Below are 25560 nucleotides of genomic sequence, written 5' to 3'. Positions count from 1 at the left end.
TAAATAATTAAATTTATTCTACATTAATCGATCGCTCTATGTCAAGTTCTGCAAGCTTTACAGAATTTCGGCTTTGAATTTCAAATATCGGAATTGGGGTTAAATTAGTATTTTTTTGCATAACAAAATCGGAAGAGCCAGATTTTCTGTTTTCTCATTCACATTGCGACCCGTAATATTCTTGATTTCTTTGTAATTCTCCGTCTGACAAAATGGTCTGACCAAAAAATAGTCCTCGTCGATAGCGAACACAGGGATAAGTACCTTTGAGATCGGCAGAGTCTACATTTGCATTGTCAAACCAGACAAATTTTAAATTCGCTTCTCTAAGACTAGCATGACTTAAGTTTACATCTCTGATATCGGCTTGTGTTAAATCTGCACCATCTAAACACGCATAACTCAAATCTGAATTTCTTAAATTTGCATGACTCAGATTGCATCCCGAAAAGTCAGCTTGTCTGAGATTTGCACCTCGAAAATTGGCGTGACTTAAGTTTGTATCGATAAAGTTCGCCGCACTCAGATCGCTCAACGAGAAATTGACAAAACTCAAATCGGACTCTCTAAACTCAACTCCATGAAAATTGGCATCTAAGCTATGGGTTTCTCGCATCTTCACTTGTACGAACTTAACTCCCGTCCAATCAGATTTTTTAAAATCGACTCGATCGAGCGTTGTATTTTTGATGAGAACTTCTCGAAATGAAGACTTTTTTAAGTTCGCATCACTCAGATCGCAATCGCTAAAATCGATAAGTAAAAAATCCGTACCTCGTAAATCGGAATGGCTTAAATCTACATGATTGAACTTCAACCGACAGAAATCGGAAAAAATTAAATCGGACTGATTTAAAAAGAGATTTTCCAACGTTCGATCGACGATCGAAACATCTCTCAACCCGGCGCTAACAAAATTCCGTTCTCCAGCATCATAGCGCTGGAGAAATTCCTTCGCATTCATCATTTAACAACCGTCGCTAAAAAAATACTACTTATTCGATAAAACCGCTTTCGGATACGCAATTCGTTTGTGATTGAACTGTTGCCAAACCTGGACGAAAATCTCGGCAATTTTGCTCATATCCGATCGCGTCAACCCCGAATCCACGAGTTGATTGTCCTGCCATCGCGCCCGAAGAATTTTGTTCACCATCGAAAAGGCTTCATCTGGAGTGGCATCTTTCAACGACCGCAGTGCTGCTTCGCAAGAGTCCGCTAACATGACAATTCCCGTTTCTCGAGATTGGGGAATCGGCCCCTCATAGCGGAAATCCGGTTCGCAAACGTCGCGATCGCTGCGATGTTTGGCTTGATAGAAAAAATAAGCGATGAGCATCGTCCCTTGGTGTTCGGGAATAAACGCCTGAATCGCTTTAGGAAGGCGACTTTTTCTCGCCATCACCAACCCTTCGCTCACGTGCTTTTTAATAATCGAGGCACTTTTCCACGGATCGTTAATGCGATCGTGTTTGTTCGGGCCGCCCATCTGGTTTTCAACGAAGCTCAACGGGTCGTGCATTTTACCGATGTCGTGATAGAGCGTTCCCGCCCGCACCAACTCCACATTGCAGCCCAACGCCTTCGCCGCCGATTCGGCCAAAGTGGCCACGAACAGCGTATGTTGGAAGGTTCCGGGGGCTTCGGCTGCCAAGCGTTTGAGCAGCGGACGGTTGGGGTTCGACAGTTCCGAGAGACGAACCGGCGTGACTAGGTCGAATAGATGTTCGAGATAGGGACTGACGCCTAAGACGACGATACTCCAGGCAACGCCCCACAGACCTTGTAAGAGCGCCCCTTTCAGGGGAAGCGACCACACCGGACCGAGAGTACCGTAGAGGAGCAGTTCGGTCACTGTAATGAGAAGATAGGCGATCGCCTGGGATACCCCGACACCCACACCTAACAGGGCGAGTTCTTCGCGCGATCGCAAGCGTCCGGCGACGATGCCCCCCAATGCACCACTGACGACGCCAGCGATCAGATAGCCGAACTCGATTTCTAACCCCAAGGGCATGAGGATACCGAGGATCGAAACGACGGTCACGCCCATTAACGATCCGTAAAAGCTGCCCACAGCTAAGCCGATCGCGGGAAGACTCGTCGTCGGAACGCCAAACATCACGAGAATCGGAGCGCTCAGGCTCAGTATCAACACTAACAGGCGATCGCGTTGGCGAATTTTCGGATGGACTCGTTTTTCGATCGCGCAATACAGAGACGTTCCCACCCAGACGATCCCTCCGAAGGCAATCCAGCCCAACCCGTTGACGGGGTCGCGCCGTACGAGGTTAAAGTGATCGAGGAGCGCGAATTGAGACGGCGTGATGGTGTCCCCGGCTTCAACGATGATATCGCCGCGATCGACGCTCACAAAAACCACATCCTGGGCGGCGGCCGCTTGTTCGGCGCGTTCGCGAGTTTTCTCCTTATCCACCGTTAAGTTGGGTTCCAAGGCGCTCGTTAGCAGTACCGTCGCGAAGGCGTTGCTGCGGGCGTTCGGTTGCAGGGCCGACAGCTGCATGGACACGGAAGCTTCGATCGATTCGGGCAGTACCCCTTGCGAGATACCTTGGGCTAACATCTGCTTGGCCACCTGTAAGACGTTTTTTTGTGTTTGCTGCCATTGGGCGTCGGACAAGTCGAACAGGGTGCTGGTATAAATCAATTGCGAGTCGACATAGGGAACCTCCGACAAACTGGCGATCGCGATGGTGTACCGTTGTCGAACGGTCTCGATTTGACGAACGAGTTTGTCGAACTCTTCGTCTGAGGCGCGATCTCGATAAGCGCGAAGTTGCTGTGTCGCTTGACGGGTCAGGCTGTTGGGCGTTTGGAGCAAGTTCGACAATCCTTGAGACACGCCGTTGAGAGCGCCGAGGCGAGTGGCTTGCAATAACTCGTCGTCGGCGTTCTCGAGGCGATCGCCGCTATCTTCGGAGGGGCGATCGAAAGGACTCGAGACTTCAGAATTTTCGGGCGGTTCGATCGCCCATTGAATCGCTTGCCATTCCCACACCGAACATTCTCGCAAGTACCGTTGAATGTCAGTCGACAGAATGCCCGTCGCCACGTAAGGAAATTCGCCAACGAGATCCCGTAGGGCGTTTCCCTGTTCCAAATAGCCTTCGATGGTGTTGAGGACGCGGGTGTTGACGACCGGATCTCCCACGAGAACGGGCGTTGCTCCGACGCGGGCGTTGCGGCGGTTTTCCTCGGTACTTTGAGTGTCTCTGACCTTCGCCGATTCGGGGGCGACAATCGTTTTCGACGCCTGACTTCCCACCCCGAGTTCCGGTTGATTGTAGAAGCGCTGACCCAGCGTTCCCGTCAGACAGAACACAGCGACGGCGATCGACACGGGACTCGAAGTCGTCCGCTTTCGGGAGGATTTTACCCCGAGTTCCGGGCGATGCCGTCGGTTCGACGACGCTACGACCGCAGGGGAACCGGCCGCACCGCTTTCGCGGCGGTGCGTCGCATTTTCGCGCCACCGATGCCATTGGCGGCCGAGCTGCTGTGTCAGAGTTTGCAGGGCTTTCATACGCGAAACCACGCTCGGTGAGAAGACAGAACCTCACAGGCTATATTATAAAGTCGCCTTGTGGGGATGCAGCACTGGACGACGATCGCCCGACCGATCGCCCAACTGTCTGTCGTCTTCCGTGACAGATCGGGTTGTGGAACCTCCGGCGCGATCGCACGCCACAAAGTCCAGTTGAATAAAAGCGTCGTAAGAATTCCCTCGACCGTCGCGCGATGCGGTCGATAACTCCCGAGGTGACCTGTCCATGTTCTCTGCATCTGTCGTTCCCTTAGCTCTCGGCTCGATCGCTGCAATTCTCTGTGCCGGGGCTGACGAAGAAATCGAATCCGTTCTCGCAGGCGCGATCGCCATCGTCTGTTTCGTCGTCGCGTTGTGCTTAGCGCCGACCGCCGTGCAACTGCTGTTCTTAATCCTGTGTTTGTTGTGGCAGCGTCGCTAACAGTTGGCGCGATCGCCGACGTCTGCCGTAGAACTCGAAGGGGCGCGCTGGGCTAATGGAATCGTTAACGTCACGGTCGCTCCCCGTCCGACCCCTTCACTGTACAGGGAAATCGAGCCGTGCATCATCTCCATCAAGTTTCGAGAAATTGCCAATCCCAAACCCGTTCCACCAAATCGCCGCGTTCGCGACCCGTCAATCGTAACGAAAGGCTCGAACAGTTTGTCGAAATCTGCTGGCTCGACACCGATACCCGTATCGCTGATTTCGACGACAGCTCGTCGGTCTACGGCATTTTCCGACTCGGGTTCGTCGAGTTCGATGCGGGTTGAAATTGAAATTTTGCCAGTGTCTGTAAACTTAACGGCGTTACTTAAAGCGTTGAGGCAGACTTGTTTGAGCTTGCCCGCATCGGCACGAACCCACAGCGATCGCTCGTCGTCCGACCTCCCACACAAATTTAACTCTAACCCTTTTTCTCGGATCGCTGCCGCATATAAATCGATGGCTTCTTGGAGGATCGCGTGCAAATCGACTGTTTCGATCGCTACTGTCAGCGTTCCCGCCTCGATTTTAGAAATATCCAAAATATCGTTGATAATCCCGAGCAGGTGAACGGCGGCGTCGTCTGCTCGCTGTAAAAAGTCTCGTTCTTCGTCTTTATTATCGCAAAAGCCGTCCCGCACGAGACGAACGCTGCCGATAATGCCGTTGAGGGGCGTTCGCAGTTCGTGAGAAATTGTCGTGAGAAATTCGCTTTTGAGCTGGTTGGCAGTTTTGGCTTCTTTCCAAGCCGCTTCGAGTTCTTGCGCCCAAGATTTCAACCGTTCGATGGTGCGGTTGAGGGCGGTGGCCAGTTGGTTGAATTCGTGAATGAAAAAACTCTCGGGAATCGGTTCGGAGGCGGTGTTACATTCGACGTTTCGGGCGTATTCGCCGAGTTGTTCGACCGGACGGGCTAAATCTCGGGCTAGATACAACGTCGCGATGAGGTTGGCAGCCAGTAAGCCCAAGACGAGATTGAACATGACTTGACGAATGGGTTCGAGTCCGGCGAGCGCGTCGTCGAGATGCGTGACGGCCAGGATAACCCAGCGATCGCCTTCTTCTCCCGTCGTCAAGGGAGACGGCATGGCGGTATAACCTGCCAACAGTTCTACGGTATCGGATTCAAAGGCAAAGAGATGCAGGAAGTTCTGATTTCCAGCGAGGGCGCTTCCGATGAGGTCGCGCAGACGTTGGCTGTTGGCCGTGGCGTCCACGCTCAAGCCCACCTGGGACGGAATGGGATGTTCCAAGACGATACCGTTGGAATCGATCGCCACGGTCGAACCGGTGAGCGACCCGGGCCGGTTTTTCGGTTCGTTGGGTCGATACAAGATCGATCGCAAGGTCAGAGCATAACGGAGCGCGTCCGTTCCGTCGTCGGCTCGCACGTAGACGGGAGCGCTAAAGTTGAGATAGGTTTCGCCTCGGGGATTGTCGGTCTCGTCGTCGATATCGGCTGCGATCGGGTCGGGAACGCGGGCGCTCACGTAAATTGCATTGTTATGAAACGGTGACGCCGTCACTCGAGACGCCCAATAGTCCGAAGCGGACGCCTCAAAGATCGGGCGATCGCAAGTACTGGCGATGGGACGTTCGGCCTGCAAGTCCGCCACTTCAACGCAGCGCACGGTCGGAGGAAGAGACTTGACAAAACGATCTAAAAATGCTTGTGCTTCGCTCGGAGATCCCGATTTAATAGCAGCGGCTTCGCTGGCTGCACTGACGCTGACCTTTAAAGCGTTGACGCTCTCGTAAATACTATTGCTCTTACGAACGGCGCTTTCGGTCAAGTTTTGGCGGGCGGTTTCGAGTAAGCTAGAACGAGCTTTGCGATAAGTCACGTACTGTCCGATCGCCAACACCGGAACGCTGAGCAGCAAGATGCGCGATAGCAAAATACGACGAAAGGAAGTCGGGCCGAACATAGGCAAAAGCTTCAAAGGCTGGAACCATCCCGAACGCACAAAATCTCGTCAGCCGAGATCGCCACTCATCTCTACGACAGCGAGGGAGCTAGGGAGCTTCAGTGCGATCGCCCACTGACGCGACTGCCGAGCGAAAACGCCCAGTGCGATGCAAGCGACATCTGACGGAAGGTTAGGGACAGCGATCGACGAGGACGCCACGCCGTTCTCTGGCGCGATCGCCCGTAAAAGTTACTAGGGGGAAATCCCGAGAATCCGTTGCATTTCACATCTGACAAAGACCGCTATAAAGGGGAGTTGCCAGTTAGGATACAACGTTTATTTGTTCATTGTAGAGGTTTCTGGTTCGAGACGGCGGTAAAGCGAGGGTCTACTCTCCTTTAGAGAGGCTTTCCGATGTTGGAGAAACGACCCATTTCCACAGAGGATGGGACGGCCCGGTACGGTGAATTCGGTACAGTTGCCGTTCTAAGCGTCGGCGTTCGATCTCCGGCAATCCCCACAGAAGGTTGCGGCTTTGCCACAGGAGGACAGCCAGGGTGTTTCCCGTACATAGCCCTAACCCGATCGCCGCCCAAATACGATGGCGAAATCCATACCACACGGCAACCCAAGTAAAATACTCGACCCACAACGCGATCTCGTGGCGCAACTGCCACAGACTCCAGATCCCGACGCTCGACCACAGTAAACTGACAACGATCCAACGGGCAACGACGGTCAGGCGATGCAGCCGTTGGAGTTGCCGCTTGAAGTTCGGGAGGGTGGGGTCGTCGTGCATGAGGTCGTCGTCGGGACGAACGGGATGCTACCTGGAAAGTTTGTCAGCGAGCGATTACGATCGCTCTTCTTTTGAGGTCGGCGTCTCGGAAACGGTAACGGCTTCGACCGGTTGGGGACGAGACGATCGCCACAAGGCCAGCGCCACACTCGCGATGAAAATACTCGAATATGCCCCCAGCGCAAACCCGATCGAGAGCGCCAGGGCAAAATACTTCAGCGTTTCGCCGCCGAAGATAAAAATTGCCACCAGGGGCAATAACGTCGTGGCCGTGGTATTGATCGATCGCGTTAACGTTTGGTTGACCGCTTCGTCTACGACCTCGTTAATCTCCCATTCGGGTTGGAGTTTGAGGATTTCGCGGACGCGATCGTAGATGACCACGGTATCGTTAACAGAAAATCCGATAATTGTCAAGAGCGCGACCACGAACAAACTATCCGCCTCGAAACTCGAAACGAGTCCCAGCAGCGAAAACAGTCCGACGGTAATCCAAACGTCGTGCAACAGGGCAACGATGGCAAAAACGGCGTAATCGAATTGGAAACGAAGACTCAAATACAAGACGATACCCACGCTGGCCGCCACCAGCGACGCCAACCCCGCCCGCAGTAACCGCCGTCCGATGGTGGGGCCGACCGTATCGATTTGCAGTTTCTCGGGATCGAACTGGCCGATTTCCGTTTCTAACGCGTCTTGCAAGCGCGATCGCTGCTCGACCCCCAAATCTCCCGTCCGCACCAACAATCCCTGTTGATTTTCACCGATGACCTGTACGTTATTCCCCAAGCCCTGGGAGGTCATCACCTCTCGCGCCACTGAGACATCGATGGGCGCGGCGCAGTTATCGGGAATCGAACAGTCCCGTTCCAACTGCAAGCGCGTACCTCCGGCAAAATCTAAGCCGAGGGGAATCGGGGCCCCAAACTGGCCGAACGATATAGCCATCGCGATCGTTCCGATCGCCGCCAGTGCGATCGACAGCGACCACCAAAAATTTCGTTGTTGGGTAACGCTCAGTTTCATCAGTTTGGGATGGGGAACGGGGAACAGGGAACGGGGAACGGGGCGGGGGTTCCCCAAAACTTGAAAATCTAACTGGGTCGGTTTTCGGGTTGACTCGAAACGCTGTCCCGAAAACCCTTCACTTTAAGATAAACGGGTGTTGGGAGGAAATTAGTGGTTCGCCAAATTCGGACAAAACAGTTCCGGTTTTTTGAGGTCGGGCAGAGTCAACACGTAAAATAGCAGCGTTCGGCTACAGGTAATCGCAGTAAACATACTGACGCCGACACCGATGGCTAAAGTGACAGCAAAGCCCTTGACCAATCCCGCACCGAACCAGAACAGCGCCAAACACGCGATCAGCGTCGTCACGTTACTATCCAAAATACTGGAAAACGCCCGGTAAAATCCCGACTCGACCGATCGATACAAGGTCTTGCCCGATCGCAGTTCTTCCCGCGTGCGCTCGAAAATCAAGACGTTCGCATCGACCGCCATACCGATACTGAGAATAAATCCAGCAATTCCCGGTAAGGTCAGCGTGACGCCCAGCAACGCATAACAGGAAAGCGTCAATACAGCATAAATGGCCAGAGACACGTCGGCAATGATACCGGGTAGGCGATAGTAGACCACCATAAACCCTAACACCAACACCAAGCCTCCGAGACCAGCGTAGATGCTGCTGCGGATGCTGTCTCGGCCGAGGGTCGCTCCGACCGTTCGGTTTTCGACGATTTCGATGGGAACGGGTAACGCCCCAGCCCGCAGTTGAGTCGCCAGCGTGTTCGCTCGCTCTAGAGTAAACTGTCCGTCGATGCGAGCGCCGCCTCCCGTAATCCCGGTTTCGGCGTATTCAGCTCCGACACCGGGGTCGCTAATCAGTTCGCCGTCGAGAAAAATCCCCAACCGCCGACCGGTTCCCGCAATCCGTTTCGTCAGTTCGGCAAACTTGTCGCCCCCTTCGCGATCGAAATCGATGGTGACGCTCCAAATTCCTTCGAGTGGAGTCGAGGCCACGTTGGCGTCTTCGAGGTTTTTACCGGTCAAACCCACCTTTTCGTACAGACGAGCGTTGAGTTCCCGAATTTGCTCTTCTTTGGCAGCGATCGCCTGGCGAATTTCCCGCTGCTGTTCGGAAGTTCCCTCGAGTTCGAGCTGTTCTTGCTTCTGCAACAGCCCGAGTAACTCTTCCTGTCGGACTCTCAACTGCGCCCGAACTTCGGGATTTTTCGTTTCTTCTCGAAACTCCAGTTGCGCCGTTCCTCCCAGCACCCGTTCGGCTTGTTCGGGATTGTTGACGCCGGGAAGCTGCACTGAAATTCGGTCTTCTCCCACCGTTTGAACTTGAGGTTCGCTCACCCCCAATCCGTCGACGCGGTTGCGAATCACGGTCAGTACCGCCTCCATCTCGCGGGAGGTAATCGTCTGGATTTCTTCAGTCGGTTGCACCTGAATGGTAAGTTGCGACCCACCTTCGAGGTCTAATCCCAAGCGAATCGGGACTTGAACCAAAACCACGATCGCAGCTAAGAGCAAGACGGCGATGAGAACGAGTAGAGACTGCTGTTTTCGCATAACGACGACTGGGAGGGGAACCTGCTTTGAGAGTGTCAGAAACGAGACGGCTACACTTTTAACGCCACCATGTTCTGAACCGCTTCGACGATTTGATGCGGTTGCACGATCGTCAGCCGTTCGAGCATTCCGTTATAGGGCGTCGGAATGTCTTGTGAAGACAAACGAATCACGGGGGCGTCGAGTTCGTCGAAGAAATGGTCGTTAATGGTGGCGATCAGTTCGGCTCCGACACCGCCAGTTTTCATACATTCTTCGACGACGATAACGCGGTGGGTTTTGCGAATCGAATTTCCGATGGTTTCGAGGTCGTAGGGTTTGAGGGAAATCAAATCGATAATTTCCGGGTCGAACCCGTCTTTTTCTAAGGTTTTTGCCGCTTGCGTGCAGTGGTGGCGCATCCGCGAGTAGGTCAAAATCGTCACGTCTTTTCCGTCTCGCACCACTTCGGCTTTATCGAGGGGAACGACGTATTCGCCCTCGGGTAAGTTTTCTTTGAGGTTGTAGAGCAGCACGTGTTCGAAGAACAACACTGGGTTGTTGTCGCGAATAGCGGCTTTGAGCAAACCTTTCGCGTTGTATGGGGTCGAACAAGCGACGATTTTCAACCCCGGAACGGCTTGAAAGTACGCTTCGAGCCGTTGGGAGTGTTCGGCACCGAGTTGGCGTCCGACACCACCCGGACCGCGAATCACCATAGGAATTTTGAAGTTTCCGCCGGAGGTGTAGCGCAACATCCCGGCATTATTGGCGATTTGGTTGAAGGCCAGGAGCAGAAACCCCATGTTCATGCCTTCGATGATGGGTCGCAACCCTGTAATCGCCGCACCTACGGCCATCCCCGTGAAACTGTTTTCGGCGATGGGCGTATCGAGCAGGCGCAGTTCGCCGTATTTTTGATAGAGGTCTTTGGTAACTTTGTAGGAACCGCCGTAGTGACCGACATCCTCTCCGAGGACGAAGACGGTCTCGTCTCGCGCCATTTCTTCGTCGATGGCTTCTCTTAAAGCGTTGAAAAATAAGGTTTCTGCCATTGCAACGGGCTGTGAACAGGGTTATTGATTTTAGTCGATCCAAGTTATTCTACCTGAAACCGCGTCGTTGTTTGGGACTCGAACCAGTCACCAGTCGCCAGTCACCAGTCACCAGTGAAGACAGCGAACAGATCGCAGTGTCTCCTTATCTCCTTATCTCCTCGTCAATAACTGTAGGGATTTTCGGGTTCGGGAACGGATTCGATCGCCTCGGCTAAAATTGCCACCTGTCGCCGGTCTTGTAAGACTGCTGAGAGGATTTTGCCGCGCACGCGCACCCAAGTATCGGGAGGGTAGGCTTGGCGTTCGTCCGTCAGTTTGACCGGTAAACCGACGGGATAGGCATCGGCCGCGCAACAGGTGATGGTGAATCGCGCCACGATAAAGTAATTTTCGGGGAGGTCGGGGGCGTGAATGACGAAACCCACGACATCGACGGGGTCTCCGGCGTAGGCGTCGGGTTCGGGGTACACGCTCAGGGTACGCGTCCAGTCGATAATCGATCGATCTTCTGGATTGAGGTTGGCTCGGAAACTCTGGGGTTCGACGCGAGTAATGGCTAAGGCATCGGTAACGCCGCGTTCGAGGGCGACTTGGCTGGTAAAGGGACGGGGCGTTATGACCAATCCCGCGAAAGCGGCGAGTAGGAGTAAGGCGGAACTCCAACCGGGGGGAAACAGGCTGATGTGTTGTTGGGGAACGATCGGAAGGCGACGACGTTTCCACAGTTGCAGGCTTTTCCAGGTGGCGACGAGGAGAAAGCCGATCGCGGCGGCGACACACAGCCAGGTATAGGCGGGGTGGATGAGAATCCGCAGTTTCCCGTTCAGCCAGTATTTCAGGATCAGAACTCCCCAAGCGGCGATCGCCAGGTTGTCGAGCCACAGAAGCCATTTCGGGTCGGATTTTGGGGCAGTTTGCATCTGTTACTGGGGCTTATCGGGATAACGGACGGTGAGAAGGTGACTGGCGCGAAACAGTCAACTGTACTCACTGCTTGGGGTTCGTCGATCGCGGTCTGCGGCGAACGTCGTCTGTGCGAGTTGTTCGCGAGCGGATTCACAGTCCTGTTGAATTTGGGTTTTCAAGCTGTCGATCGAGTCGAATTTGTGTTCGGGACGCAAGAAACCCGTTAAATGTAACGTCACGGTGCGATCGTATAAATCCCCTTGCCAGTCGAGCAGGTGAACTTCGACGGTGGGGCGATCGCCGGCTACTGTGGGACGACAGCCGAAGTTCGCGACGCCGGGAACGACCGTCTCGCAGTTGTCGATTTCGACCCAAGTACTGTAAACGCCCCAACGGGGTAAAAACTTATCGGGAGGCAGTTGTAAGTTGGCGGTGGGGAAACCCAACTGACGCCCGAGTTGTTGACCTTTCACCACCGTTCCGATGAGGCGGTAGGGTCGTCCTAACAGTCGGTTCGCTTGGGCGAGATTGCCCAGTTCTAAGGCATGACGCACGATGGAACTGCTGATGCGATCGTCTTCTAAACAGCAAAGACCGACGATGCTAGTCCGAATTCCGTAGGCGGCGGCCAAGTCTTGCAAATCGACGACGCTACCGGAACGGTTTCGTCCGAATCGGAAGTTTTCGCCGACGCTGACGTGCTTCGCCTCGAGATGGCGCACCAAAATTTTTTCGACGAAGGCTTCGGGGGTCAAATTCACTAATTCGCGATCGAACGGAAGTAAGACTACCTGATCGACGCCGAGGGTTTTGAGATAGTCGACTTTTTCCCGTACGGGTGTCAGTAACAACCGCTTGCGACCGCTGAAAAACTCCTGGGGATGGGGGTTAAAGGTTACGACTGTGGTGTAAGTCCGACCTCCACCCCGCACCTTCGAGTCCTTCGAGTTGAGGTCGACGGAACGAGGGCGATCGAGGTTCGCGCCCCTCGGATCGCGGAGCGAGACGTCTGCATCTGGTGTGGTGTCGTGCAGGACTTCCCGAATCACTTGCTGGTGTCCGAGGTGGACGCCGTCGAAATTTCCGAGTGCGACTTTTGCTGGTTTTAAAACTGTGGTTAAAGAAGAAGTCACCCACACAGGCTTGATGGGATAAATAAGGCTTGCAATCTCGAACCCACGACGTGCGTGCGGCCTCTAGACTGAAACTTTAGCATCTTCTGAGGAATCGGGCATCAATACAGCCAGGGGCGAGGCAATTTGTAGCGTCATCCCCTCGCGAGCCATCACGCTGTTCGGAAAAGCTGCTTTGACTTGTTTACCGACGTTGTCGAGAAAGTCGTCGTTGTGAAGAGGGTCGTGATGAAAAATGACGAGTTGTTTGACCTTGGCGGCTTTGGCGACTTTTACGGCTTCTTGCCACGTCGAATGTCCCCAACCTTTTTTACTCGTGGTGGGAGAATGGTACTCTTCATCGGTGTAGGTGGCGTCGTAGATAATTGCGTCGGCGTTGCGAGCTAGATTGAGAACGTTGGGATCGAGTCGGTCTCGGTAGTGTTCGGTATCGGTAATGTAGGCGACGGCGTGGCCGTTCCAGTTGACGCGATAGCCGACGGCTTCGCCGGGATGGTTGAGTAAGGCGGTTTCGACGGTAACGGAGTCGAGGGAGACCGTCTGACCGATTTCGAGGTCGTTAAATTCTAACTGCGCTCCCATAATCTGCAAGGGAACTGGGAAGTTCGGGTGGAGCATTTGGTCGTTGAGTCGCTGTTCGATCGTGGCGCCGTTGGGTGCGACTGCTCCGTAAATCCGAAATTTGTTTCCTTTGACGAAGGCGGGAACGAAGAACGGAAAGCCTTGAATGTGATCCCAATGGGAATGGGTGAAGAACATATAGGCTTCGACGGGCATTTGCGAGAGTAGGTGCTGACCTAGCACCCGTAGTCCCGTTCCTCCGTCGAAGATGAGGCGCTTTCTCCCCACGCGCATTTCAACGCAAGGTGTATTTCCACCGTATCGAACTGTTTCGGAGCCAGGACAGGCAATGCTACCTCTAACGCCCCAGAAATGAACCGTGAATTGGTCTTGCATGCTAGACATGGGTGTTTTTCGCTTCGATTGGCGATAGCGGTTCGGAAGTTAGGTCGGATTTAGGGTTTGGGATTTTTGCGAACGCGCTGACGGAAAAGGGCGCTCTCGCTCCGTCGGCTTGCTGGGTCGATGCGTCGGCTGTCCTCGCCAGCGAACAGCTCGGCTTTTTCATCCTGACGGGGAATGTTTCGAGCTGGCAGTCGGGAAACTGCCGTTGAAGGACGACCTCGTTTCTTTCACTAGCCTAACCTCGATCGCGACTTTTTTGGCAAGTTCGCCTGTCCTTCAGTACGATCTCGCAGCCGAGCGATCGCCGCCGACCTCGAGATGGAAATCGTCGAGGTCGAACGAGATGACTCAATTCGTTTAGCTTAGCAGTTGAAGTTCGCAACTGTCTTCTCGTTAACGGTCGCCCCCCTCAAGGTCAGAAGGTCAGATCGTTTGAAACGAGGTTCGCCGTCTTCGACTCTGACGCGCGATCGAGTCGGGCGAACGTCTGGGGTCTCGATTTCAAACGCAAGCTGACCCGCCTTTATGACAACAGACGGGGGTTGGGGTAGCCGAAATTTTACGGGCGATCGCGTTGCTGGCGATCCGACCTTACTCTTCGTCTTCTTCTGCGCCGACTTGTTTCAAATGGATGTGTTTGCGACCTAAAGAGATCTCGAATTCGTCGCCGGGTTGAAGACCCATTTGTTTGGTGTAAGCCGCGCCGATCAGTAAGTTTCCGTTCGACTGCACGCTGATGCGATAGCTGGCACTCCGTCCGCCCCGTCCGTTCGAGGGTTGTTTGCTGTCGAGCTGAATCCCCTCTGCATCGATCAGTGCGTTGAGGAACTTCATCATGTTGACTCGTTCGACGTTATTTTTTGTGACGGTGTAATAGCCACATTGTCGAGCCTTTTCCTCTTTCGGGAGGTTTCCCAGCTCTTTGACTTTTTCTAGCAAAGCTTGACCAGTCAACGGTTCGTTACTCGGGTTACTCATTAACTTCTCTCTAAAACGATAGACAACCTGTCGATACTATTGTATCTTAACTGAAGTTTCATTGAAATAAAATTCTTAATTTCGTATCAACTTATTTTGCAAACTTAGATCGGATCGCCAACGGCAAATCCTCCAACATCCCTCGACGATTGAAACTCCATCTTTACCTGGGGGCGATAGAATCGGGAGAGGCGATCTCAGGGGTTTCGAGAGTCGGGGGACTCTCGAGGTCGGTGCTGAGATGCAAATCGGCTTGAAATCTTTCCCCAAACTCCCAACAAACCGGTAGTGGAGAGTGAGGAACCGATAAAAATTAGGAGAGGTCGATGAAGTTAACCACCCGAGGCCACTATAGCGTCAAAGCTCTCTTAGATTTATGTGCCAACGCCCGCGATCGCCCGACTTCTGTTAAAGCGATCGCCGAACGGCAAGGTTTACCTGCGCCTTATTTAGAAAAGCTATCCATTGCCTTACGTCAAGCGGGATTAGTCACATCTGTACGGGGCGCGCAAGGAGGATATCAACTGGCTCGAAGCCCCGATCGAATTTCCCTCGGACAAATTCTCGAAGCGGTCGGTGAAACGCTCGATCCCTTACCTCATCATACTCCTGACGCGGAGAGGGCTGAAGATTGGGTCACGTTCGTCTTGTGGAACCAACTGCACCGAAAGCTTAAAGAAGCACTTTACAGTATCTCTTTAGAAGATCTCTACCACGACGCTCGCAGTTGGCAAGCGGCGCAGGGAGAACAGACGAGTTTTGTCGTTTAGCCGATGTCGATTACTGGCCAGTCGTGTTATGAAAATTGTGGAAATTCTTTCTGAGGAAGAAATCCGTCGAACCCTGACCCGCATTGCATCTCAAGTCATCGAAAAGTCAGGACAGCCCGATCGATTAGTCCTGTTGGGGATTCATACTCGAGGTGTCCCCCTAGCCCAAATGTTAGCCAGCCAAATCGAAGCGCTGGAAAACGTTTCAGTTCCTGTCGGCGCTCTCGATATTACCTTTTACCGAGACGACCTCGATCGCATTGGCGTGCGAACGCCAGAAAAAACGGATATTCCGTTCGATCTAACGGATAAAATCGTCATCTTAGTCGATGATGTCATTTACACCGGTCGCACGATTCGCGCCGCCCTCAACGCCGTTCAAGAATACGGTCGTCCCGAGGCGATCGCGCTGGCGGTTTTAGTCGATCGCGGACACCGACAGCTACCGATCCATCCCGATTTTACGGGAAAAGTTTTACCGACGGCGAAAGAGGAACAAGTTAAAGTCTACCTGAAAAATTGGGACGGTCGCGACACCGTCGAACTCCTCAAGCCGCTCGACGAAGAGGACGTCGTCACCTAAAGCGTTGGTCTGCGCGATCGATTCGTCCCTCCGTTACGAACTGCGGCGAATCCGGGCGCACTCCGAGCTACATTTTCGGACGTTTTTAAAGGATATACCGGCATTTCTTCTGACGGTTCGTTGTCATTCTACAGGAGTCTTCTCGTGCGTCTTGCCCAATCCGTTATCGAAAGTCGGAATCGAACGTCCGCTATCCCGCGTGTTGACGACGCCTTCTAGATAGTTGAAGTCCGGCGCGATCGGTGTCGGTCGTGCTGACTTCAACTGTATTGTGGTACTGGCGTTTCTCTCGTCCCCAATGTTTGATACAGTGAGGAGCGGTTTTCCCAAGAGTCTTAATTCCTTACCCGACTGGGTAAAATTGTTGAATGTCCAAGCGACGATATAAAAACGCTTTGTTTTGGATCGCGGCGGTGGTGAGTACGATCGCCGATCGACTCGCGAAAATTTGGGTCGTCCAAACCTTCGAGCTGTTTCAATCGATTCCCATCGTTCCCGGCGTTTTCCACTTTACTTACGTCACCAACACAGGGGCGGCGTTCAGCTTGTTTTCGGGGAGCGAATGGTTGAAGTGGCTGTCGCTGTTGGTGAGCTTGGGGCTGATCGCCCTGGCTCTGTGGGGACCTCGTATTAATTTTTGGGAGCAGTTCGGGTACGGATGTATTCTCGGCGGTGCAGTGGGAAACGGGATCGATCGCTTCGTTCGGGGAGAAGTCATCGATTTTCTCGATTTTCGCTGGATTGACTTTCCCGTGTTCAACTTAGCCGACGTTTCGATTAACATCGGGATGTTTTGCTTGATTCTCGTGGCACTGCGATCGCCGAGCGATCGCGAGAGTCGCTAATGTGATGATGGGGTGACCTGATGATGGAACGATATCGATTTCTCTCCTCGTCACCTCATCTCTAATGCAGTCGCGTTAAAACGAAATGGGTTCGCGATACTGCGTCAACCGTTGCGCGACGTAACCAAAGCCACGAATCGTCAAAATGAGTTCTGGATTTTTCGGATCGTCTTCAATTTTGGCTCGCAATCGCGCCACATAAACGTCGATCGCTCGTAAGTCCGATTGGCGATTTGGCGGATACCCCCACAACTTTTCTAAAATCTCGGCGCGAGAGACGGGTTCTCCAGCACGCTCGAACAGCAGCTCGAGAAGTTTGAATTCAGTATAGGTCAGCCAAACGCGTTGACTGTTTTTGTAAACCTGTTGGCGATTGGTGTCGATCCGCAAAGAACCGATTTCGAGGGTACCTGGGGGAGTCTCGCGGGCGGGAGACACATCTCGCAACCGCCGTAGGATCGTTGCGATACGGGCTTCGAGTTCTCTGGGACTGAAGGGTTTGACCAGGTAATCGTCAGCTCCGGCTTCGAGTCCGGCGATTCGGTCTTTGATTTGCGAGAGAGCCGAAAGCATGATGATGGGAACTTGCGATCGCTCCCGTAGTTGTTGACAGACCTGACAACCATCGAGTTCGGGGAGCATCACGTCTAACACGATGAGATCGGGTCGTTCGTCCTCAAAGCACTCGAGCGCCGAGCGACCGTCGCCGACCGTCGCTACGTCGTAACCTGCCATCGACAAGCGCACTTGGAGCATTTGACGGATCGCAGCATCGTCATCGACGACTAAGATTTTATCTTTGTTTCGTTTCAAAACTTCACTCCTTCCGTTCTCGAAACACTGCCGGCGATCGCTGCCCTCGACAAAGCGAACGCTGGAATTCCCGTGCAGATGAGTCAACATTGGGTTCGGATTTTGATAACATTTTTTTCAAAATGTTATATTATGTAAAGTTGTTCGGTCAAGTCTCGTTCCGACCGTATCCTTCAAAATCCTTACAGGGTAATGCTTTAAATTATATATGAGTTTGATTTTCGCGTTTTTAAACCTGAGAGCAATTGCTCTCATATTTCGTTACAAATGAAAATCAACAACGTTTTTTAACTTGACAAAAAGCAATTAAGGATATATTTACTCTGTCCGTTGCAAGCTCGTTAAGGTCTCATCGTAGAATCGATCTTCTCAGTGCTAGAATGGCGACAGCCTTCAGGTTGAAAATCCGCCGATATCGTTCTCCAAACAGGAGAAACGGTTGTAATAGGAAAATAAAAAGGGGCTGAAAATAGCGAAAATCCTTTAAATCGCGAGTTCGCTCGAACTCTGCCAAACGCAAGTTCGGGCAACCTGATTTATGGCAACAGTGGTGTCAACCCAGGCCCACACTGTCCTCAAAAAGACCAAAAAACGACGAGCGCGAACTCTCGGGTCTCGATCCTCCGATCGCCCAAGAGTTGTCACTCGGCGATCGCGTCCGGCCTCGCTCGAGGTGAGTTGACGGGAGCGCCGCGCGCCGACCGACTCCCCCGAAATTATCGAGGGGAACCTTCAAATCAAGACTGTTCATGTCTCCTTCGTGGCGGTGAGCTAGATAATCCGATGCCAAATCCATTTCTGGGCGTGAGAATTCCGCCAGACATCCACGAAGCGATTCTCGCGCGAATGCAGGAAACGGGAGAATCCAAATCCGATATCGTCATTCAGTCGCTGCGAGCTTACCTGGGCTTGCCATCGTCCCACGATCGCCTGACTCAGGTTGAGGAGCGACTCGCCATCCTCGAACAGAAATTTCTCGAGCGGGAGTCGATCGAGGATCGATAGCGCTATCGTTCGACGAGCGAGAGAAGGGCGATCGGCCATAAGATAAGGTCACGCAGAGACCGCAATAAAATTCAGGAACGGCGATCGATCGCCGAGTAGCTTATAGCGCACGTCCGTCCATTTTCACGTCTAGCACGATCGTGACTTCTCCCAAACCTCCTCGCGATCCCCAAGCGCGTTCTCCCCAGACCGAACCTCCACCGACGCAAGCCCCGAGAACGATCCTCTCAACGGTGACGCAAGTCGCACGACACCTTCAGGCGAAGGTGAACTTCGGGCAACTGGTCCTCAAGCCGAACGCTCGCGTCCCCGAGCTGTGGGTTCGAGACGCTCGAGTCCCTAAAGCCCAAGTGTACCCGTTGCTCGGCGATCGCTACCTACTCGGGCGGTCTTCTCAATGCGACATCGTCGTTCCGACTCCCCTCGTCAGCAAAACGCACGTATCTCTAACGCGCGATCGCCAAAACCGCCGCGATCGCTTCGTCCTGCGGGACGAAAACTCGACCAACGGCGTCTACATCCGCAAGCGACGAATTCGCAAACTGCCCCTCAAACACGGCGATATTCTCAGCCTCGGTCCTCCAGACTTAATCGATGCAGTACAGATTCAATTTCACAACCCGCCCCCCTGGTACGCCCGCGCTTTTCGCTGGAGTGCCTACAGTTTTACAGGAATCTGTGCCCTCGGCGCGATGTGGGTTCTCGCCGAATGGCAGAAATTTGCCGTGCGTCCCCTCCCTCGCTCCGTGACCGGCCCCGTCGTCGTCTACTCCCGCGACGGCGAGCAGCCCTTACGGGAACCCTACAGCACCAGCCACGCCGAAAATCCCACGCTCGCCGATTTCGGCCCCTACCTCCCCGACGCCGTCATCGCTTCCGAAGACAGCCGTTTCTACTGGCATTTGGGCATCGATCCCATCGGCGTCGCCCGAGCGGCCGTTACCAACCTGCGAGGGGGCGAAATTCGCGAAGGGGCCAGCACCCTCACCCAACAACTCGCTCGCAACCTCTATCGCGACTACGTGGGAACTGCCGATTCTGCCGGCCGCAAACTGCGAGAAGCCGTCGTCGCCCTCAAGCTCGAAACCTTCTACAGCAAAGACAAACTGCTGTTAACCTATCTCAACCAAGTCTTTCTCGGCATCGACTTGTACGGGTTCGAGGACGCCGCTCAGTTCTACTTCGGCAAATCTGCCGACGCCCTTACCCTCTCCGAAGCGGCCACCCTAGCGGGAATCCTACCCGCTCCGAACCGCTTCAACCCCATCCAAAACTACGATCTCGCCGTTCAGTACCGCGATCGCGTCATCGCTCGGATGCGAGCCTTGGGGACGATCTCCCAAGAAGAAGCCGATCGCGCTCGGCGATCGCGCATCGAGATCGATCCCAGAGCGCGGGAAATCCTCGAAAGCACCGTCGCCCCTTACTTCTACGATTACGTTTTCGTAGAACTCGAGCGGTTGCTCGGCGAAGAACTGGCTCGCGAGGGCAACTTTATCGTCGAAACGGGACTCGATCCCCAAATGCAAGCCCAAGCTGAAAACAGCCTGCAACAGTACGTCCGCACTGAAGGCGCTCAACTGGGGTTTTCTACGGGGGCGTTAGTTTCCCTAGACTTCCGCAACGGCGAGATTATCGCCATGACGGGAGGGGTCAGCTATCGAGACAGCCAGTTCAACCGCGCGACTCAAGCTCAACGACAACCCGGTTCGACCTTTAAAGTCTTCGCTTACGTCGAAGCCCTCGAACGGGGAATTTCGCCCGGCACGCAGTTTTCTTGCGCTCCCTTGACTTGGCAGGGTCGGGGATACAGCGGGTGCGAGCGCAGTAGCGGCAGTATCGATATGTATCGCGCCTTGGCGCAGTCAGAAAACGCCGTAGCGTTGCGCGTGGCGCGGGAAGTGGGACTCGAGGCCGTCGTCGATCGGGCGCAGGTCATGGGTATCGAGTCGGAACTCAATCCGGTTCCGGGGTTGGTATTGGGACAAAGCGAGGTGAACTTGCTGGAGATGACCGGGGCTTACGGAATTTTGGCCAACGAGGGACAGTGGAACCAAGCTCACGCCATCCGTCGGATTCTCGATAGCAGCGATTGCAGCGATCGCGGCGACTTCCGCACCTGTCGCACCATTTACGATTACGCTGAAGACGAACCGATCGGGCGTCAGGCGATTTCCTCGGAGGTAGCGGCATTGATGACAAATATGTTGCGCGGCGTTATCGAAAACGGCACTGGGGCGAACGCCTATTTGGGATTGGGGGAAGCTGGAAAAACGGGAACGACCGATTACAGCGTAGATTTGTGGTTTATCGGTTACGTTCCCGAACGGGCGATCGTGACGGGGGTTTGGTTGGGCAACGACGACAACAGCCGAACTTATGGCAGCAGCGGCAATGCAGCCCAGTTGTGGCGCAATTATATGCGTCGGGTTTTGGATTAGCTCGCAGTAGCGATCGCGTGGGGGTTTCTGTCGTCGCAGCCCGATCGCATCCCGTTCGATGTCAAAATAGGTCAAGTTAATTTGTAAGTTGTCAACGAAAACCCTATGACCTTGCTTGCAACGCTACAGCGAGCCTTCGATCGCGGACAAGCCCTCAAAATCATCAGCGGACTGACGAACTTCGACGCCGATCGCGTCGCCCGCACGGTGAAAGCTGCCCATCTCGGCGGTGCTACCTTTGTCGATATCGCCGCCGACGCGGATTTGGTGCGCTCGGCCAAATCCATTACCGACCTTCCGGTGTGTGTTTCGGCGGTAGAACCGGAAAAATTCGTTCCCGCTGTCGAGGCTGGCGCCGACCTCCTCGAAATCGGAAATTACGATGCTTTTTACGCTTTAGGACGCCGCTTTGAAGCGCCCGAAGTCCTACAGCTGACCCGCGAAACTCGGGCATTGTTCCCCGAAATTACCCTGTCGGTGACGGTTCCTCATATTTTGGCGCTCGACGAACAGGTGCGTTTGGCCGAAGCCTTAGTCGACGCCGGTGCTGACATTATCCAAACCGAAGGCGGCACCAGCAGCCAACCCGTTCACGCCGGAACGCTCGGACTGATCGAAAAAGCTGCGCCGACGTTGGCCGCGGCGGCTGAAATTTCTCGCGCCGTATCGGTTCCCGTCCTCTGCGCCTCTGGGCTTTCTAGCGTGACGGCACCGATGGCCGTGGCGGCCGGGGCGGCTGGAATCGGCGTCGGTTCGGCAGTCAACCGTCTCGAAAGCGATCTCGAAGCGATCGCCGCCGTTCGCGCGTTGAGCGAAGCCTTGGCGTCGGTCAGCCGCGATCGCCTGTCGGTTTAGACTGTCAGGATTTCGAGACAGAGGATACAGAAACGCGATCGTTCGGTTTCTCTTCTTCACGATCTGCGATCGACTGTCCCTCGATCGACTGTCCCTCGATCGATCCCTTGTGGTGACGTTATCTGCAACGTCCCTACGGGGATCGTTTTGTTGGATTGCAGTTTTTTATCAAAAAAATTTGGAATTTTAATCGAAGCCAGTCCTTTAACTGTTGCTGTGGGCTTGCGATCGACCCTGAGTAAGATTCCTTTAACCCAGGTCGGCCGGGATCGATATTTCGATCGAGATATTGTAATTATTCGCCAACGGATGAAATTTATCTTAATATTGTTGTAATCAACTTGCTAGTTTGATAAACGCTAGCTCGGAAAGCGGAATTTAACAGGAGGAAGTTTATGGCGTTAGTCCCCATGCGCCTGCTGCTCGACCACGCGGCAGAAAACGGTTACGGTATCCCGGCGTACAACGTCAACAATATGGAGCAGATCCTGGCGATCATGCAAGCGGCTGATGAAACCAACAGCCCCGTGATCCTCCAGGCATCTCGCGGTGCGCGTAAGTACGCGGGTGAAAACTTCCTGCGTCACTTGGTGATGGCGGCAGTCGAAACCTATCCCCACATCCCCGTGGTGATGCACCAAGACCACGGCAACAGCCCCGCCACCTGCTACTCTGCCATCCGCAACGGTTTTACCAGCGTGATGATGGACGGCTCCCTCGAAGCTGACGCGAAAACCCCCGCTAGCTTCGAGTACAACGTCAACGTTACCAAAACCGTCGTCGATGTAGCTCACTCGATTGGCGTTAGCGTTGAAGGCGAGCTGGGCTGCCTCGGTTCTCTCGAAACCGGTAAAGGCGATAAAGAAGACGGTCACGGTGCAGAAGGCGTTCTCAGCCGCGAGCAACTGTTGACCGATCCCGACGAAGCCGTGGAATTCGTCGAGCGCACTCAAGTTGACGCTCTGGCAGTTGCCATCGGTACCAGCCACGGTGCTTACAAGTTCACCCGCAAACCGACGGGTGAAATTTTAGCTATCAGCCGCATTGAAGAAATTCACAGCCGTCTGCCCAACACCCACTTGGTCATGCACGGTTCTTCCTCCGTGCCGCAAGAGTGGTTGGATATGATCAACCAATACGGCGGTCAAATTCCCGAAACCTACGGCGTGCCTCTCGAAGAAATTCAAAAAGGCATTAAGAGCGGCGTTCGCAAAGTCAACATCGACACCGACAACCGCTTGGCTATCACGGCGGCAATTCGCGAAGCGGCGGCGAAAGATCCTTCTAACTTCGATCCTCGCCACTTCATGAAACCCTCTATCAAGTACATGAAACAAGTGTGCGCGAAGCGTTACGATGCTTTCGGCACGGCTGGCAACGCCACGAAGATCGAGCAAATTCCGCTGGATGAATTTGCGGCGAAATATGCCAGCGGCGAACTGGCTGCGAAAACCAAGTCTGCGGTTTCCGCCTAGTTGACTGTTTAACTGGCGTCACGTCTGACGTTAACCGAACAAGATTGTAGGGGTAGTGCCTTGGGAACTACCCCTTTTTCAGCGAGCAGCGATCGGTGAGCCGCGAACGGTGTTTTAGACGGAATCCGAATTTCAACGCTTCGGCTCCGCTCAGCGTTGAGTCCGAGCGGAGTCGAGGACTCAAACAATAATTTGAACGAGCGCGACAAGTCCTTCCATCCCCCGAAGGGAGAGGGGTAGGGGGATGTGGTGAAGACTTCTCGAAACCCAGCCGATCGGAGGAGGGAGTATCAGTCACCCGTTTTAGCCAGCCTATAGACTGTTAGAGGAAATTTGGGGATTGAGGCCGTATGGAATGGATCGCTGTGATGGTGGCGATCGCGCTGGGTGTGGTGTGGATAACGAGCAAGCTGTATCTCGAGGGGCGATCGCGCCAAAAACGAGAACGGGAGTTCGCGCGTCGCAGTGTCGACGAAATCTCGACGAGTCGAGGTTCGACCTCCTTAGAGAAAGCATCGCCACTGACTTTAGCTGAGCCTCACGCTCCCCCAGCCTCGCTCGATTTTACTCGCTTAGAAGACTTGTTAAGTCAGGGGAAGTACGAAGCGGCCGATCGCGAAACGCTACGGTTGTTGTTACGAAGCGCTGGCACCGAACAGCGAGGATATTTGGAACTCGACGATTGGGAGTCTCTCTCGGGCGATCGGTTGCGAACTCTCGATCGCCTGTGGCAAACCTACAGCGACGGACGGTTTGGATTGAGCGTTCAACGGCAATTTTATCTCGAAGCGGACGGCGAATATTCGGCCGTCGGAACCCGCGCGCAGTGGGTGAGTGGGGGCAAGTGGTTCGATCTCGATCGCGCCAACTATACGAACGACGCACCTTCGGGACATCTCCCGTTTGCCGTTTGGCAATCGGTGTTAGATTCGTTCGGATTTGTGGGATTGGCGCTCTGTATGGAAGTTCTGTTCGATCGCGAGGATTGGCATCGATCGCGATCTCGAATCGATCGGGGCGATCGCCGCTGAGGACACCAAATAAAATTGAGTCTCAATAACGTCCTAGATTTCAACCGACTCAAACCGGGCGCGATCGCAGAGTTCCCCGTCTCGACATCCTCAAGAAGCCCCGAATGCTAGGTTTTTGGCTGCAACGACATCACTGCCAGTCTTTACGAAAACTTGTTGGAAGATCTGTCCTCTTGTTGCTATCCTAATTGAGAGAATTTTTAATTTGTTGTGTTCGCGAAGCTCCTGACGAAGCGCTCGACTGCCTATGACCTCAGAAATCCTGAAGCTGGAAGGGGTTTGCAAGCAATATCCCCAAACCACCGTTCCTGCTGTTGAAGCCATTGACTTGACGCTACATCAAGGCCAAATTCTATCGTTACTCGGTCCGTCAGGCTGTGGAAAAACAACGTTACTGCGGTTAGTGGCAGGATTCGAGATGCTCGATCGCGGTCAGATCGTTCTCGACGGACGAGTCGTCGCCGCTCGAGGGCGATCGCTCCCCCCCGAAAAACGGAATTTGGGCATGGTTTTCCAAGAATTCGCCCTGTTTCCCCATCTCAGCATTGCCGATAACATTGCGTTTGGCTTAAAGAAACTCAAGCTCAAACCCAGCGACATCGATCGCCGCGTGCGCGAGGCGATCGCCCTTGTCGATCTCGAAGGACTCAACGACCGCTACCCCCACCAACTCTCGGGCGGTCAACGACAGCGAGTCGCCCTGGCTCGGGCTTTAGCTCCCCGTCCAGTGTTGATGTTACTCGACGAACCCCTGAGCAATCTCGACGTTCAGGTGCGGTTGTACCTGCGAAACGAAATCCGTAACATCCTCAAAGCCACGGGAACGACGGCCGTGTTCGTCACCCACGATCGCGAAGAGGCCATGGCCATTTCTGACACGATCGGCGTGATGCGCCAAGGCCGCCTCGAACAACTGGGAACGCCCGAAGAAATTTATCGCGAACCGGCCTCTCGCTTCGTGGCGGAGTTCGTAACCCAGGCGAACTTTCTCGAAGCGCGTCGGAACGGGTCGTATTGGGAAACCGAAATGGGAGAATTCGACGTTTCGGCGGCCGGAGAATTGTCCTCAGATATTGCCGAAGTGATGGTTCGCGAGGAAGACATCGTCGTCAAGCCAGACGAAACGGGCAAGATCGCCGTTCGCGACCGACAGTTTCTCGGCCGGGAACACCGCTATTGTTTGATGATGCCCTCGGGTCAATGTCTCCACGCTCGTAGTTCCGAGCTGTCGGTATTGCCCGTCGGGGCGCGGGTTCAGCTTTCAGTGTCGGAAACGGCCGTGCGGGTGTTCCCGCCATCGCCGGTTCGATCGACGCTGAGTTCTGGCGCGATCGCCGTCGGTTGCGAGTCGGGTATTTATCCCTCTTCGGTCAAATCGGGGCGAGATCTTTGACCGAAA

General features: G+C 54.0%; 25 protein-coding genes. 11 read left to right on the top strand and 14 right to left on the bottom strand.

The window, feature by feature from the left end:
* Window positions 1–154: 154 nt before the first annotated feature.
* The 3 genes from POG22_RS05470 to POG22_RS05460 are packed head-to-tail and all read right to left on the bottom strand — an operon-like array spanning window position 155 to window position 3793.
* Window positions 155–967: a pentapeptide repeat-containing protein gene (locus POG22_RS05470; protein ID WP_498904040.1), complete on the bottom strand. Its 813-nt coding sequence runs from the start codon at window positions 965–967 to the stop codon at window positions 155–157.
* 24 nt (window positions 968–991) lie between these two features.
* Window positions 992–3544: an HD family phosphohydrolase gene (locus POG22_RS05465; RefSeq protein WP_498904039.1), complete on the bottom strand. Its 2553-nt coding sequence runs from the start codon at window positions 3542–3544 to the stop codon at window positions 992–994.
* Between the two features lie 45 nt (window positions 3545–3589).
* Complete coding sequence (locus tag POG22_RS05460) at window positions 3590–3793, bottom strand: hypothetical protein (protein ID WP_498904037.1); 204 nt, start codon at window positions 3791–3793, stop codon at window positions 3590–3592.
* Here POG22_RS05460 and POG22_RS05455 point away from each other — a divergent pair.
* On the top strand, window positions 3792–3986 hold the full coding sequence (locus tag POG22_RS05455; protein ID WP_017662108.1) for a hypothetical protein: 195 nt from the start codon (window positions 3792–3794) through the stop codon (window positions 3984–3986). The two genes, POG22_RS05460 and POG22_RS05455, sit on opposite strands and share 2 nt — an antisense overlap.
* Here POG22_RS05455 and POG22_RS05450 read toward each other — a convergent pair.
* The 8 genes from POG22_RS05450 to POG22_RS05415 all read right to left on the bottom strand — a co-directional run bounded on the left by POG22_RS05450 (window position 3983) and on the right by POG22_RS05415 (window position 13365).
* Window positions 3983–5959, bottom strand: a complete 1977-nt coding sequence (locus POG22_RS05450) for a sensor histidine kinase (RefSeq protein WP_498904035.1) — start codon at window positions 5957–5959, stop codon at window positions 3983–3985. The two genes, POG22_RS05455 and POG22_RS05450, sit on opposite strands and share 4 nt — an antisense overlap.
* Before the next feature lie 370 nt (window positions 5960–6329).
* The gene (locus POG22_RS05445; protein ID WP_498904033.1) at window positions 6330–6740 is read right to left on the bottom strand and encodes a hypothetical protein; all 411 of its coding nucleotides are present in this window, start codon (window positions 6738–6740) and stop codon (window positions 6330–6332) included.
* A 54-nt stretch (window positions 6741–6794) separates the two neighbouring features.
* A complete protein-coding gene (secF, locus tag POG22_RS05440) occupies window positions 6795–7766 on the bottom strand; it encodes a protein translocase subunit SecF (protein WP_063715221.1) in 972 nt (323 codons plus the stop codon).
* Between the two features lie 150 nt (window positions 7767–7916).
* Window positions 7917–9323, bottom strand: coding sequence for a protein translocase subunit SecD (gene secD, locus POG22_RS05435; RefSeq protein WP_063715215.1), 1407 nt, complete (start codon window positions 9321–9323; stop codon window positions 7917–7919).
* Window positions 9324–9373: 50 nt separating this feature from the next.
* Window positions 9374–10357, bottom strand: coding sequence for an alpha-ketoacid dehydrogenase subunit beta (locus POG22_RS05430; protein ID WP_063715214.1), 984 nt, complete (start codon window positions 10355–10357; stop codon window positions 9374–9376).
* 164 nt (window positions 10358–10521) lie between these two features.
* Window positions 10522–11280 (bottom strand): TIGR03943 family putative permease subunit, encoded by a 759-nt coding sequence (locus POG22_RS05425; protein ID WP_017662115.1) that lies wholly within the window; start codon window positions 11278–11280, stop codon window positions 10522–10524.
* Between the two features lie 57 nt (window positions 11281–11337).
* A complete protein-coding gene (locus POG22_RS05420) occupies window positions 11338–12405 on the bottom strand; it encodes a bifunctional riboflavin kinase/FAD synthetase (RefSeq protein WP_498904031.1) in 1068 nt (355 codons plus the stop codon).
* A 57-nt stretch (window positions 12406–12462) separates the two neighbouring features.
* On the bottom strand, window positions 12463–13365 hold the full coding sequence (locus POG22_RS05415) for an MBL fold metallo-hydrolase (protein ID WP_026097798.1): 903 nt from the start codon (window positions 13363–13365) through the stop codon (window positions 12463–12465).
* 2 nt (window positions 13366–13367) lie between these two features.
* Between POG22_RS05415 and POG22_RS05410 the strand changes: the two genes are divergently transcribed.
* On the top strand, window positions 13368–13574 hold the full coding sequence (locus POG22_RS05410) for a hypothetical protein (RefSeq protein WP_017662118.1): 207 nt from the start codon (window positions 13368–13370) through the stop codon (window positions 13572–13574).
* A gap of 382 nt (window positions 13575–13956) precedes the next feature.
* Here the strand turns inward: POG22_RS05410 and POG22_RS05405 are convergent, their stop codons facing one another.
* Window positions 13957–14343: an AbrB family transcriptional regulator gene (locus tag POG22_RS05405; protein WP_017662120.1), complete on the bottom strand. Its 387-nt coding sequence runs from the start codon at window positions 14341–14343 to the stop codon at window positions 13957–13959.
* A 326-nt stretch (window positions 14344–14669) separates the two neighbouring features.
* On the opposite strand from POG22_RS05405, the gene POG22_RS05400 reads away from it, so the two are divergent.
* Together POG22_RS05400 and pyrR are read left to right on the top strand one after the other, a co-directional pair.
* Window positions 14670–15113, top strand: a complete 444-nt coding sequence (locus POG22_RS05400; protein ID WP_017662121.1) for an Rrf2 family transcriptional regulator — start codon at window positions 14670–14672, stop codon at window positions 15111–15113.
* A 28-nt stretch (window positions 15114–15141) separates the two neighbouring features.
* Window positions 15142–15696, top strand: coding sequence for a bifunctional pyr operon transcriptional regulator/uracil phosphoribosyltransferase PyrR (gene pyrR, locus POG22_RS05395; RefSeq protein WP_017662122.1), 555 nt, complete (start codon window positions 15142–15144; stop codon window positions 15694–15696).
* Between the two features lie 123 nt (window positions 15697–15819).
* On the opposite strand, the gene POG22_RS05390 is transcribed toward pyrR, so the two are convergent.
* Window positions 15820–15960 (bottom strand): hypothetical protein, encoded by a 141-nt coding sequence (locus POG22_RS05390; RefSeq protein ID WP_190288476.1) that lies wholly within the window; start codon window positions 15958–15960, stop codon window positions 15820–15822.
* A 104-nt stretch (window positions 15961–16064) separates the two neighbouring features.
* Here POG22_RS05390 and lspA point away from each other — a divergent pair, with 104 nt between their 5' ends.
* On the top strand, window positions 16065–16541 hold the full coding sequence (gene lspA / locus POG22_RS05385; RefSeq protein ID WP_017662123.1) for a signal peptidase II: 477 nt from the start codon (window positions 16065–16067) through the stop codon (window positions 16539–16541).
* A 75-nt stretch (window positions 16542–16616) separates the two neighbouring features.
* On the opposite strand, the gene rpaB is transcribed toward lspA, so the two are convergent.
* Window positions 16617–17354 (bottom strand): response regulator transcription factor RpaB, encoded by a 738-nt coding sequence (gene rpaB / locus POG22_RS05380; protein ID WP_026097799.1) that lies wholly within the window; start codon window positions 17352–17354, stop codon window positions 16617–16619.
* Window positions 17355–18137: 783 nt separating this feature from the next.
* Between rpaB and POG22_RS05375 the strand changes: the two genes are divergently transcribed.
* The 6 genes from POG22_RS05375 (at window position 18138) to POG22_RS05350 (ending at window position 25554) form a co-directional block, all read left to right on the top strand.
* Window positions 18138–18359 (top strand): YlcI/YnfO family protein, encoded by a 222-nt coding sequence (locus tag POG22_RS05375; protein ID WP_026097800.1) that lies wholly within the window; start codon window positions 18138–18140, stop codon window positions 18357–18359.
* Between the two features lie 140 nt (window positions 18360–18499).
* Window positions 18500–20800, top strand: a complete 2301-nt coding sequence (locus tag POG22_RS05370; RefSeq protein ID WP_498904027.1) for a transglycosylase domain-containing protein — start codon at window positions 18500–18502, stop codon at window positions 20798–20800.
* Window positions 20801–20905: 105 nt separating this feature from the next.
* A complete protein-coding gene (locus tag POG22_RS05365) occupies window positions 20906–21655 on the top strand; it encodes a DUF561 domain-containing protein (RefSeq protein WP_498904025.1) in 750 nt (249 codons plus the stop codon).
* 395 nt (window positions 21656–22050) lie between these two features.
* Window positions 22051–23130: a class II fructose-bisphosphate aldolase gene (fba, locus tag POG22_RS05360; protein ID WP_017662130.1), complete on the top strand. Its 1080-nt coding sequence runs from the start codon at window positions 22051–22053 to the stop codon at window positions 23128–23130.
* Between the two features lie 350 nt (window positions 23131–23480).
* The gene (locus tag POG22_RS05355) at window positions 23481–24161 is read left to right on the top strand and encodes a GUN4 domain-containing protein (RefSeq protein WP_063715211.1); all 681 of its coding nucleotides are present in this window, start codon (window positions 23481–23483) and stop codon (window positions 24159–24161) included.
* Between the two features lie 247 nt (window positions 24162–24408).
* Window positions 24409–25554 carry an ABC transporter ATP-binding protein gene (locus tag POG22_RS05350; RefSeq protein ID WP_063715210.1) on the top strand — a complete coding sequence of 382 codons (1146 nt, stop codon included), beginning with the start codon at window positions 24409–24411 and terminating at the stop codon, window positions 25552–25554.
* Window positions 25555–25560: the final 6 nt, after the last annotated feature.

The sequence above is a fragment of the Geitlerinema sp. CS-897 genome, from assembly GCF_028368005.1.
In the GTDB taxonomy this organism is placed as follows: domain Bacteria; phylum Cyanobacteriota; class Cyanobacteriia; order Cyanobacteriales; family Geitlerinemataceae; genus Baaleninema; species Baaleninema simplex.
This window is presented reverse-complemented; position numbering and strand designations above follow the sequence as displayed.